Annotated in this window: 11 protein-coding genes and 1 pseudogene; 5 read left to right on the top strand and 7 right to left on the bottom strand. The window is 51.8% G+C overall.

What is annotated here, in order from left to right; translation table 11 throughout:
- On the top strand, window positions 1–164 hold a 164-nt coding region (locus tag PFH44_RS19240; RefSeq protein WP_283825845.1), incomplete at its 5' end, for a serine hydrolase.
- Window positions 165–403: 239 nt separating this feature from the next.
- On the opposite strand, the gene PFH44_RS19235 is transcribed toward PFH44_RS19240, so the two are convergent.
- A complete protein-coding gene (locus PFH44_RS19235) occupies window positions 404–1,063 on the bottom strand; it encodes an epoxyqueuosine reductase QueH (protein WP_045854981.1) in 660 nt (219 codons plus the stop codon).
- Window positions 1,064–1,667: 604 nt separating this feature from the next.
- On the opposite strand from PFH44_RS19235, the gene PFH44_RS19230 reads away from it, so the two are divergent.
- From PFH44_RS19230 to PFH44_RS27955, 4 genes and pseudogenes are all read left to right on the top strand, one after another.
- On the top strand, window positions 1,668–2,897 hold the full coding sequence (locus tag PFH44_RS19230; protein ID WP_045854983.1) for a sensor histidine kinase: 1,230 nt from the start codon (window positions 1,668–1,670) through the stop codon (window positions 2,895–2,897).
- Window positions 2,898–2,912: 15 nt separating this feature from the next.
- Window positions 2,913–3,965: a response regulator gene (locus PFH44_RS19225; protein WP_283825844.1), complete on the top strand. Its 1,053-nt coding sequence runs from the start codon at window positions 2,913–2,915 to the stop codon at window positions 3,963–3,965.
- 131 nt (window positions 3,966–4,096) lie between these two features.
- On the top strand, window positions 4,097–5,281 hold the full coding sequence (metK, locus tag PFH44_RS19220; RefSeq protein WP_283825843.1) for a methionine adenosyltransferase: 1,185 nt from the start codon (window positions 4,097–4,099) through the stop codon (window positions 5,279–5,281).
- 18 nt (window positions 5,282–5,299) lie between these two features.
- A pseudogene (locus PFH44_RS27955) lies at window positions 5,300–5,575 on the top strand (BMC domain-containing protein); the annotation flags it as partial.
- Between the two features lie 442 nt (window positions 5,576–6,017).
- On the opposite strand, the gene PFH44_RS19210 reads toward PFH44_RS27955, so the two are convergent.
- The 6 genes from PFH44_RS19210 to PFH44_RS19185 all read right to left on the bottom strand — a co-directional run.
- Window positions 6,018–6,842, bottom strand: a complete 825-nt coding sequence (locus tag PFH44_RS19210; RefSeq protein WP_045854987.1) for an MIP/aquaporin family protein — start codon at window positions 6,840–6,842, stop codon at window positions 6,018–6,020.
- Between the two features lie 216 nt (window positions 6,843–7,058).
- Window positions 7,059–7,976, bottom strand: coding sequence for a glycyl-radical enzyme activating protein (locus tag PFH44_RS19205; RefSeq protein ID WP_283825841.1), 918 nt, complete (start codon window positions 7,974–7,976; stop codon window positions 7,059–7,061).
- Between the two features lie 109 nt (window positions 7,977–8,085).
- Entirely contained in the window at window positions 8,086–10,629 is a 2,544-nt protein-coding gene (gene grpM / locus PFH44_RS19200) for a glycyl radical diol dehydratase GrpM (RefSeq protein ID WP_283825840.1), read from the bottom strand.
- Window positions 10,630–10,708: 79 nt separating this feature from the next.
- Entirely contained in the window at window positions 10,709–11,284 is a 576-nt protein-coding gene (locus PFH44_RS19195) for a DJ-1/PfpI family protein (RefSeq protein ID WP_045854990.1), read from the bottom strand.
- A gap of 10 nt (window positions 11,285–11,294) precedes the next feature.
- Entirely contained in the window at window positions 11,295–11,594 is a 300-nt protein-coding gene (locus tag PFH44_RS19190) for a BMC domain-containing protein (RefSeq protein ID WP_045854991.1), read from the bottom strand.
- Window positions 11,595–11,619: 25 nt separating this feature from the next.
- The coding region (locus tag PFH44_RS19185; RefSeq protein ID WP_283825839.1) for an aldehyde dehydrogenase at window positions 11,620–12,460 on the bottom strand (841 nt) is incomplete at its 5' end.

The following is a 12,460-nucleotide window of genomic DNA, read 5'->3' as shown; positions in this document are numbered from 1 at the left end:
TTGCCGCCTCATGGGTGCATAAAACCGGCTCCACCGGCGGATTCGGCGCCTATGTGGCGTTTATCCCGCAGCTGCAGCTGGGGATTGTGATGTTAGCGAATAAGAGCTACCCGAACCCGGCGCGCATCACCGCCGGATATACCATCCTCAACGCTTTGCAGTAAACCCGTGCGCCCGCAGGCTCTGCTCTTCGGGCGCCGCAGTGTTTAGGTAAGCCGCTTAAATGCTGGCGGTTACGGGGCGCGGGTTTACATGCCCGGCGACAGGGCGGGCTTTACCGGGCGCAAACAATGCGCGAGTGAAACTCCGGGTAATTAAAATCAGCCTTTGCTTATCAACAGGAAAACGTCACGCTTTCAGCGATGCATCGGTATATCTCTGGCAGGCCATGGCGTATTAGTCGCTACTCAGTTTGGTCGTCGCCATAAAATACTTTGCCAAGCTTTATCAGCGGCCTGCCCTGTGATTTACGATGCAGATTTGAGTCGCGCAGCGAATAAACGCACCCGCAGTATTCCTGCTGATAGAAGCGTTCGCGCTTGCTGATTTCAATCATGCGCGAAGATCCCCCTTGCTTGCGCCAGTTATAATCCCAGTACAGCATACCCGGGTAGGGGTTAACGGCACGGTGTCCGCAGTCGTTGATTTGCTGCATGTTTTTCCATCGCGAAATGCCCAGCGAGCTGCTGATAACGCTAAAACCATTTTCCCATGCGTAAAGTGCCGTGCGTTCAAAACGCATATCAAAGCACATGGTGCAGCGCGGGCCGCGTTCGGGTTCCCACTCCATCCCTTTGGCCCGTTCAAACCAGTTGTCAGTGTCATAGTCGGCATCAACAAAAGGCACGCCGTGTTTCTCTGCGAAGCGGATATTCTCCTCTTTGCGCAGAAGATACTCTTTCTGGGGATGAATATTGGGGTTATAGAAGAAAATCGTGTAGTCGATTCCGGAGGCCTGAATCGCCTCCATCACCTCTCCTGAACAGGGTGCGCAGCACGAGTGGAGCAGAAGTTTGGGCGCGTTATCAGGAAGGGCAAGCGTAGGTCGTTGAAAATCAGTCATCGGCAGTCTGGTCAATATAGGAATGTTGCAAAGAAGTATAATATATTGCGGCCCTGGTAGAAATCATGTTTGTTGTTACAGCAACACGCAACGTCGCCTGCAGGAAAGTAAATTGCTCGTTGGCAGCGGAACGATGTTCGTCGCGTTTTGCCGACCCCGGTAGCAAAGTCTTCGATTACGTCCCCCCGTACTTTGCAGAAGCGAGCGCATACTCAGCGCTTTTTGGCGTTATTTAAGTTTATGGCCCAGGCCGATTTCAGGTATTAATAACGATTCTATACAGCATGGAAAAGTCATTTTTAATTATGGAGGTGCGTTTTCGTATTTATCATTATCCGGGTGCGGGCGTTTTTCCCGTTTTTTTATTAAAAATAGAGGGCGGAAGTAAGAATGTTGATCTGTCTTTTAATTTTTACTGGATTGGGGGTAGGTTTCTTATTCTTAAATTAAATAAAATGTTAGTCTGGTAAACAAAATAAAAACATAAGTGGCGCTATTTTAACATTTTTGATACAAATAAATTTTTGTTTGTGAGCCGATTCATCATTTTTAATCGGCGAATGCGGTATGGTTTAACTGCTTTTAAATTGATTTGGCGGATGTCATGAATAATAAATATAAATTACACGAATTTCTTGATGTCGATCGCTTGCAAACACTTCAGGACAACTTCAGTAAATCAATGATGATTGCTCTTGTGGTGGTGGATCAGGAAGGAGTTCCTGTGACTCGCCCGAGCGGTTTTTCAGATTTTTGTGCGCGTTCCAGAATGAATGAGGCGCTGGCCAGGCATTGCTACGACAGCGACAGCGCGGGCGGCGAAGCGGCAATGCGTGCCGGGGAGCCGGTAGTGTACCGCTGCTACTGCGGCTTTGTGGAATTTGCCGTACCAATAATGATTAACAATCATTACCTTGGCGCATTTATTTCAGGCCAGGTGAAAGTTGAGGAGGATAAAGAAAAAACCATACCTTATATCCTTGATAACAATCATCTTTGGCAAGAAAATCCCTGGCTTATTAATTTGCATCACAATACGCAGCGTATGCCTTATGAGCGTTTTGAATCCACCGCCTATACGCTCCTTCATGTGGCCTCATACCTGGTCGAACAGGCGCACGCGAATAACATCCAGCGTGAATTGCGCCATAAAGAGCAAGAGTTGACCAGCGAGTTGCGCAAGCGCGTTGAGATTGAACGCTCGTTGCACGAAGCGGAATTCAAGGCGCTTTCTTACCAGATTAACCCGCATTTTTTATTTAATGTGCTGAATACGATTGGCCGCCTTGCATTTCTTGAGGACGCCAGCCGTACGGAAACCATGGTGCACGATTTCTCAGATATGATGCGCTACCTTTTACGCAAGAATAACAACGGCTTGATTACTCTTGGCCAGGAAATGAACTATGTGAATTGCTATATGGCTATTCAGAAGGTCAGAATGAATGACCGCTTTGATTATGTTTGCGATATTCCGGAAAAATATAAAGATACTGTCTGTCCCTTTTTAATTCTTCAGCCTCTGGTAGAGAACTTTTTCAATTATGTGGTTGAGCCGCGCGAAATGCAGAGTCATATCGTTCTGCGTGCGAATGACGATGGTAAGGATGTGATTATTGAAATTACAGATAATGGCGATGGGATCTCGCCGGAAGATATTGAGCATATTCTTTCCGGAAACCAGAATCGGCAAAAAGGTGGTATAGGCATTAATAACATTAAAAATCGCCTGCAGTTGTTATTTGGAGAAAGCTATGGCTTGCAAATCTCCAGTCCCTATAAGCCAATGTTCGGCACCACCATAAAGTTACGGTTCCCCATGATGCCTGCCTGAGCCTGGAGCGTATGTATGTATAATATTGTCATTGTTGAAGATGAGCATATCGAGTCGGAGTCGCTAAAACGGATTATTTCCCGCTGTGTTGAAAATTCTGTCATACATGAGGCAGCAACGGGCAGAAAGGCTATCCAGCTGATTGATCAGCTAGGTCAAATCGACATGATGTTTGTTGATATTAATATCCCGCTGCCGAACGGTAATCAGGTTATTGAGTATCTTAAGCAGAAAAACACGCAGACCAAAGTTATTGTGACGACGGCAAATGATGACTTTGAAATTGTTCGCCATATGCTCAGCCTGAAAGTCGACGACTATCTTTTGAAACCCGTAAAGCAAAGCACGCTGAGTGATACCATCCGCAAAACGCTGTTGGTCGATGAGCAAGAGGCTACGGTCGTTCGGGAGCTGCGGCAAAAGATCGGCGATTTGATCGGCCGCTGCGACTATCCTGGCTGGCATACTTTTTTATTCAGCATTCTTGACGCGGCATGCACCGGACAGACTTTGGGCAGCGATCGTTCAGAAACGGTTACCGATGTTCTCGAGCTACTGCAGCAGCATCTTGCGGGGCTTGGTGAGAAGTATGTTTCCTGCCGTAATAAAGCTGCCGCGATTACTCAAAACATCCATCAGCAGGGATTATCCCCCAGCCATTACTGGCGCGTCATGACCAGTTTATTAAGCCTTAGCGATGAAATTTTTGAGCAAGTCTTTAAAAATGCCAACAGTAGTATGGATTTCGTTAGCCGGGCGCAATTTCATATTGAGAAAAACATCTTCAAAAACCTCACCCTCGATGAGATTGCGTCCAGAACGTTTGTCAGTCCTTGCTATTTGAGCCGGGCATTTAAAAAGACCATAGGAACGGGTTTTTCGAGCTACATAACCAGCCGTAAAATCAGCATGGCAAAATCGCTGCTGCAATTCAGCGACCTAAAAGTCAATACCATCGCGCTGGAGCTTTGCTGGCTGGATGCGAATTATTTCTGCCGCATCTTCAAAAAAGAGACCGGCATTGCCCCATCGGATTACCGCCGCATTGTCTCGCCGGAGGCGTGCTGATTACCCCGGGATTTTTTGCGCTTGCCATAAGCGTGAGCGCAAAAAAGTCCGCTATCCCCGCAATATAGTTTACGTCCACGGAAAACGCCGGCCGTTAAAATGAACCACTCTCTTTTTAATATGGCGCCGCGATGGACGAATACCTTTTTACCTCTGAATCGGTTGCCGAAGGGCATCCGGATAAGATGGCGGACCAGATTTCTGACGCCATTCTTGATGCGTACCTGTTACGGGACCCCTGGGCCAAAGTTGCCTGCGAATGCCTGGTGAAAACGGGGGCCGCGATCCTGGCCGGTGAAATATCATCCGCTGTCAACATCGATGTCGAACAGATTGTGCGCAGTACGGTGAAAGCCATCGGTTACGATAGCTCTGAAAAAGGGTTCGACGGCGCGACCTGCGCTGTGATGAACATGCTGGGCCGGCAGTCGAACGATATCGCCAGAGGTATCCGCGCCGACGATCCGTCATCGCCTGGCGCGGGCGATCAGGGGATCACGTTCGGCTATGCGTGCGATGAAACAGCGCAGCTGATGCCCGCTCCGCTACTCTATGCTCATCGCTTGATGGAGCGGCAGGCGCGACTGCGTAAGAGGGGTCAGATTGAGGGATTATTGCCGGATGCCAAAAGCCAGGTCACGCTGCGGTATTGCGATGGGCAAATAAAAGATGCCGCAGCCATTGTGGTTTCAACCCAGCATCGCGCTGACGTTTCGCTCGCATCTCTGCGTGAAGCGATCGTCGAAGAGATCGTTAAGCCTGTCATTCCATCATCGTGGTTGACGTCAGAAACGCGTTTATTGATTAATCCGGCAGGCCCGTTTATCAGCGGAGGACCGGCTGCGGACTGCGGTTTAACGGGGCGTAAAATCATTGTCGATACCTACGGCGGCGCGGCCTGTCACGGCGGTGGCGCGTTTTCAGGCAAAGATCCCTCCAAGGTCGACCGTTCTGCCGCGTATGCTGCGCGCTATGTGGCAAAAAATATTGTGGCAGCAGGTCTGGCAAAACGTTGTGAAGTTCAGCTGGCCTGGGCCATAGGCCTGTCCCTGCCGGTTGCGGTTCGCATTAATACTTTTGGCACGTCGCGGCTTGCATCTGAGGCGTTGACCCGCCTCGTAGAACGCCACTTTGACCTGAGCGTCTACGGCATTATTCACCAGCTCGATTTGCTCGCGCCTCGCTACCGCCAGACGGCGTGCTACGGCCACTTTGGTCGCGAAATCTTTCCATGGGAACTCACTGATAAGGCCGCGCTGCTTCGTGATGATGCGCCGGGCCAGACGCGTGCGCTCACGTATACCTCATTGAATTGAAAATAACAGGAGAAAGTTATGTCCGGGCAGAGCTTAGGCTTAATTGAAACCGTCGGCTTAACGGTGGCGGTGGAAGCCGCCGATGCCGCAATGAAATCTGCGAATGTCGACCTGGTCGGATACGAGCTGACGAAAGGCGGGGGGCTGGTGACGGTAAAATTAACCGGCGACGTGGGGGCTATGAACGCGGCGGTTGCGGCTGGCGTTGCCGCCGCAAACCGAATAGGGCAGGTTTACGCCTGGAAGGTGATTCCGCGTACCGCGGCCGGTATTGATGCGCTGATCGCCTCCGGGGAAACGTGCGGGATCGGGCCCGCGGAACCCATCACCCAGGAGCAGCCAGCGGCTGTAGAAGAGAAAGAGGAGAGGATCGCGGTTATCAACATTGAGCCCGTTGCGAGCCTGTCAGATTGTCTGGCGCAGGGAGAGGAGGTGATGGATGCTCCAGTCTCGCCCTCTTCGCAGATGGAAGGGGGATCCGCCCAACGTGAAGAGGGCGCTGAGCTTAGCCAGGAAGAGGTGGCAGAAACGTTCGTACATGAGGATAAAAAGCCGCAGCGGGCAAAAGCAAAGGGCGCCCGACGGTAAAATAGCGTTATTGAATGAAGCCACCTGCGGGTGGCTTTTTTGTGCTCGTCGTGCGCGGGTTTTGCCCGGAGCCGGCCAATCAGCAGGAGAGAGCAAGAAAACGCCGTCGTATCAGAAAGCACGACGGCGTTTATCAATGTCTTATTCGTCAGGCGGCGGTGCTGTTTACCGCTTTTTCTGTTTTTGCCGCGGGTAAATGACGCTCGATACAATACCGATAAATCGCGGCCCCCAGGATGCCGCCGATAACGGGCGCAATCAGCGGGACCAGGAAGTAGGGGATATCTCTGCCACCGGTCATGGCAACCGATCCCCAGCCGTTGAGGTAGGTGAAGAGTTTTGGACCGAAGTCGCGGGCCGGATTCATGGCAAAACCGGTCAAGGGAGCCGTCGCTGCGCCGATAACCGCAACCAGCAGGCCGATCAGGAGGGGCGCAAGCGGGCCTTTAGGCACGCCGTTACCATCATCGGTTAGCGCCATGATCAGGCCTATCAAAATTGAGGTGATGATGATTTCCACCAGCCCTGCCAGCCATACGCTAATGGATGCGGCAGGATAAGTTGAAAATATACTTGCCAGAAACAGGCTATCCTGACTGCCGCGTATCATCTGATGGGCGTGCTCATACTCGGCAAACATATTGTGATAAATCAGGTAGGTTAATGCCGCGCCGCAAAACGCGCCAGCCATTTGCGCCGCAATGTAGGGCACCACTTTTCTGGCGTCAAAACTGGCAAACATCCACAAGGATATCGTCACCGCCGGATTAAGATGGGCTCCGGATATGCCCGCCGTCAGGTAGACCGCAAGCGCAATACCGAGCCCCCACACCACGCATATTTCCCAAAGACCAAAGCTGGCGCCTGCCACCTTTGCCGCGCACAGCACGCTGGTACCGAAAAACATAAACAGGCCGGTACCCATAAATTCTGCAATACATGGTCCGGTTATTGATTCGTAATATTTACTCATGATAGTTTCCTGTATTAAGCACTATATTTATCGCTTAACGCTATGAGAGTACAAAGGATGTATACTCGTCATACTTCAAGTTGCATGTGTGTTGGCTACGTTCGCTCACCCGAATCACTTACTGGTGTAAGCTCATCGGGATTCACTCCCTTGCCGCCGTCCTGCAACTCGAATTATTTAGAGTATAAAAATAACGGTATTATTTTTTATTGCTGATTAGCCGCCAATGTGACAATGAAATCCCATTGATTCGACGATTTTTTTCAGACTTTCCATTTTATCTTCGGAGTGCGATTTAGCATCGCCCATAGGGTAAATTCTACCGAGCAGGTTATATTTATTTTCCCCGAAGGTGTGATAAGGCAACAGGTGGATGGTATCGACGCCAGACATTAAACGGGCAAATTCGGCAATATCACGGATTTCATCCGGGTTGTCATTTACCCCGGGAATAACCGGGATACGGACAATGACTTTGGTGATAAATGAAATCCGGATCAGGTTCTGCAGAATTTTGCTGTTATTCACCCCGGTGTTCTCTTCATGAACCGTAGGATTAATGGCTTTAATATCGGTCAATGCCAGATCAACCCACGGGAACACATCTTCAATGACTTCTTTCGTCGTAAATCCGGTGGTCTCGATGGCCGTATGCCAGCCTTTTTCTTTACACGCCTTTAATAATTCACGTGCGAATTCTGGCTGCGCAAGAGGTTCTCCCCCCGATAGCGTAACGCCGCCGCCAGAACGTCGAAACAGGTTCTCCTCTTTTTGTAATTCCCGCATCACGTCACTCACCGACATCCGTTTGCCCTTCATTTCCAGCGCCTGGGTTGGGCAGACGCGCGTACAGTCGCCGCACTGGATGCATCGCGCACGATCGATAAAAAAAGGGTTGCCGGGAGACAACGCCTTTTGCTGGCAGACATCGACGCATTTTCCGCAGCTGATGCAATCGCTCTTTTTATAAATTAATTCAGGCTGCGGGCGCTGTGATTCCGGATTGCTGCACCACCTGCAGGACAGGGGACAGCCTTTAAAAAACGGTATGGTGCGGATGCCGGGGCCGTCGTGCAGGGAATAGCGTTGAATATTGAATAAAACGCCTTCGGTATCGTATTCGACTCTCTTCATAACATTACTCGTCAAAAAAGCGACCGCCAGGCAACAGCAGGTTAGCCGCTAAAATCGTGTCTGATATAGGGCCATACCTGTACGTATGGCCCTGACAGGAAAGACCAAATCAGAATTGCTGCTCGGTGCGGCTGATAATGTCATCCTGAACTTCTTTGGCTAGTACCACGAACTGGGCGCTATAGCCGGCAACGCGAACAACAAGATCCTGATGCTGCTGCGGGTTTTTCTGCGCCTCGACTAGCGTGTTGCGATCGATGACGTTGAACTGCACGTGCATCCCTTTCTTATCGAAGTAGTTACGCACCAGCCCGCCAAAGTTACGCAGGCCTTTCTCTCCGGCCAGAGAAGAGGGCAGGAATTTCTGGTTATAGAGCGTGCCGTTCGAGGCGATGAAGTGATCCAGCTTCGCCACAGAGTTAGCCGCTGCGGTTGGGCCCTGGGTATCCTTACCCTGACGCGGCGATACGCCGTCTGCCAGCGGCTCTTTCGCCAGGCGACCATCCGGCAGCGCGCTCACGTCTTTACCAAACAGAACGTTAGCCGATACCGGGTAGATACCCGCCTGGAAACGACCGCCGCGCGGGTTGGTGTATTTTTCCACTTCCTGGCAGTAGATCAGCGCGCAGTTGCGGGCGACAAGATCCACCTCGTCAATGTCGTTGCCAAAGCATGGGGTGTTTTCCAGAATGTGGCGGATCTCTTCATAACGCGAACTGCCTGCTGCCGGCGCTGCGCTGGTGCTGGAGAGCTGGCGGTACACTTCATTTTTTATCGCCGCCGGATTGAGTGAACCGTGCTGGTCGATAATGCGTTTTACCACCTCATAGATATCCTGCTCGCCCAGCGACGTTTTTGCCGGGGCGCCCTGTGGATTCGCGCCCACCGTGTAACCGAAGTTGGCGTCCAGCGCATCTTTCAGTTCCTGGAGCGTCATACGCCGGTCTTCAAACACCTGTTTCTGGATGGCATAGACCGAGTCGCCGGTATCCGCCACGCCGAATGCCTGCGGGCCGGTAAAGTTATAGATGGCGCCACCTTCCTGCAGGGATTTCCCCCGGCCGATGCAATCATCTACCAGCGCAGAAAGGAAGGGTAGCGGGCAGCGTTCGCCATGCGCAATATCCACGCTGTTACAGGCTTCGACTAGCTGGTGCACGAAGTGCGCCATCTGTTTTTTAAAGGCCGCATAGAAGTCATCGATGCAGGTGTACTGGGTCAATTCGCCCGTGGCCGGGCCGAGCTGTTTGCTGCCCGAACGGCCGTTGTTAAGGGTAATTTCCAGCACTTTCGCCACGTTAAAGAACGCGGCATCATGCCAGCCCTCTGTGCGATGCGGCGCCTGCGGTTCTACGCAGCCGATGATGCAATAATCCCGCGCGTCGTGCAGGGAGACGCCGCGGTTTTGCAATGCCGGGATGATAACCTCATCGTTATACATAGCCGGCACGCCCAGCCCCAGACGCACCAGTTCGCAGGCGCGGTAGAGGAACTCATCTGGCGTGCCCTGCCAGACGCGAATCGAGAAGGATGGCTGCGGCAGGCGCACGTGCGCGGTCGCTTCCATACACATGTAGGTCAACGGGTTGGTGGCGTCGCGGCCGTCTTCCGTTTGCCCGCCGACGCACAGGTTCTGGAACACGGCGTAACCCGCAAAAGCCTGCGCGGACACTTCGTCGCGCGTTTTGTTGATGTCGTTAAGCTTGATCCAGCAGCAGTCCACCAGTTCCTGGGCAAACTCTTTGTCGATCGATTTGTCGGCGGCAAGGTAGGGGTACATATACTGATCGAAGCGCCCCGGGGAGATCGAGTGACCGCTGGATTCAATCTGCAGCATGCTCTGGATAAACCAGAATGTCTGACATGCTTCCCAGAACGTGGTGGCGCCATATTCCGGCACGCGGGTACAGTTTTGGGCAATCTGTTCCAGTTCGCGTTGGCGAGCCGGATCGCGTTCTTCTCGCGCCAGGCGAGACGCTTCCTCGGCATAGCGATGTGCGAAGCTGATAGCCGCCTGGTAACTCATAATGACAGCGTGGTAGAACTGCTCTTTTTTGATGTAATCCGGCGAGCTGCGATCGAGATTCTCCAGCGCGCGGGTGACTTCATTGATGATGCCGCGAAAGCCGATTTTCAGCACCTTACCGTAGTCAACGCTCACATGGCCGACGCCACCGAAAAAGTAGTTGCCGACGGTGAACACGCCGTTTCCCATGCTCTCCTTTGTCCCTTCGGACATATAAGAGGCGGCCAGCGAACTGGTGGTTTTACCCGGCCAGTATTGAAATGCCTGGCGCAGCTCCTCGGCGGTTTTTTTCTCGATAATAAAGGGGTCAGCAACCCGGTGCGCCATGGTGTCGAACTCTTTCTCAACCCAGTCGTACGAGAATTCCGGGCAGATCTCCGTAGAGCGGGGATTGATTGTGACGGCACCGACAATTAATTCATCCGGGCGAATCGTGATAGGTAATTCATTGAATATTTTCTCAACGACTTTTGCCCGACGCATAATAGCGGGAAGATGTTCGTTCTCTTTATAAGCCTCGGTTGCCAATACCGCACGCTCTGATTCGACGTAAGGTTTGGCATGCAGAATCGTATTTTTGAGTCTGACAACACGTTCGGTCGGATTAGTAAAGCCTTTCTCTAACATACAATAACTCCCGAAATGATATTAGCGTGATTGAGCAACCACACCTGAATTGTTTAACCTGACGGCAGTGCCGGGTATACTAGTGAATAATGCTGGTGCCGATTAAGCTAATAAACTGACGTAATATTGCCGGATGTCCCATCCAGGTGGCTGCAGTAACAAGATTGCCGTCCTGAACCGCTTCATCATCTGCGGCAATCACCCAGCTCCCGCCAGTCATTTCAACCTCTGGCTTTAAGGTAAAGTATCCCGTCAGTTTCTTGCCTTTCAGCACGCCGGCTGCAACCAGAATCTGTGGCCCATGACAGATTGCAGCAATCGGTAGTGAAAAGTTATTCGCATAATGAATAATGTTCAGCACCGATTTATTAAGGCGAAGATATTCAGGCGCACGGCCACCTGTGATATATACGCCGGCGTACTCTTGCATCCTGATTTCATCAAAGGATGCGGTTAATCGAAATAAATGTCCGGGTTTTTCGGTATATGTTTGATCGCCTTCGAAATCATGAATGGCGGTCTTAATATATTCTCCGCTACGTTTGCCTGGGCAAACGACATCGACTCTGAAACCTAACATGCTTAACGCCTGCCATGGCACCATGACCTCATAGTCTTCAGAGAAATCGCCTGCGAGCATCAGAATTCTTTTCATAAGCGAACTCTCAGAATGTACTGTCATCATCCTCAATAATGCGCATGGCTTCATTCACTGCGGCGACCTCGCCGAATATGGCCAGCGTCGTGATATGCTGCGGGCAGCTGCCAAAGATTTCCGATACCGCAACATGTGCGCTTTTACTGGCCCGATCGGCATAAAAGTACAGGTCGGGTATCGGCAGCATAATCAACCCGACGGCGTCGATACGCACCCTTTCCAGGCGGTTGCGCGACTCGGAAGGCATCCGCCGTTTCAGCATGGCCAGCGTTTCCGGCGTCGGCGCGTTGATAATACGTTTTTTCATCTCTGGGTTACCCGTCCTGCCGATATCAACGAATATTGAGCGCTTCGACCATCACGCAGCGGCGGTTTCTGGCAAAGGTGCGAGCGGAGGTCAGTCCTTCCCCGGTTGGCCCGGCGATGGTAAACGTGGCATGACCTTCGCCGCCCACGCCAATACCGGCGTATGAGGGGCCGTTTTTCACAAAAATAGTGGTCTGAATCATCCGCGCCATTTTAGTGAGCTTCTCCACATTGGTGGAGTGCATTATCGCCGTATGCCGATTTCCGTGTTCCACCTTCACGGCCAGCTCAATCGCCTCATCGACATTTTCGACCCGCACCACTGGCAGGATTGGCATCATCAGCTCATGCACGACGAACGGATGGTCACGCTCGGTTTCGATCAGCACAACTTTGATCTCTTCCGGCGCGCTAATGCCAATCTGCTGCAGGAGGTATCGCGCATCTTTACCGACGAAAGCGGTATTTGGCCCGGTCCCTTTTTCATTCAGCACAAGCGCCTGCAGCTGCTGGATATGCTGCCTATCGCACAGCAGCCAGGCGCCGCTTTTTTTCATGCAATGAATCAGGTAATCCGCGACGTCATTGACAACGATGACCTCTTTCTCGGCAATGCAGGGCAGGTTATTGTCGAAGCTGCAGCCGTTGATGATATCGCGAGCGGCTTTCTCGATATTGGCGGTTTCATCGACCACGGCGGGCGGGTTGCCGGCGCCTGCACCCACTGCCTTCTTGCCCGATGACATTACCGTTTTCACAATCGCCGGGCCGCCGGTCGCAACCAGCATATTGACGCGTGGATCGTTAATTAATGCGTTGGTGTTGTCTATCGACGGCTGGCTGACCGTGACCACCAGATTGGCGGTG

The organism is Klebsiella sp. Ech2A, from assembly GCF_030078455.1.
Classification (GTDB): Bacteria; Pseudomonadota; Gammaproteobacteria; order Enterobacterales; family Enterobacteriaceae; genus Klebsiella; species Klebsiella terrigena.
Note: the sequence above shows the minus strand (reverse complement) of the source record. Positions and strands in the feature narration are given on the sequence as shown.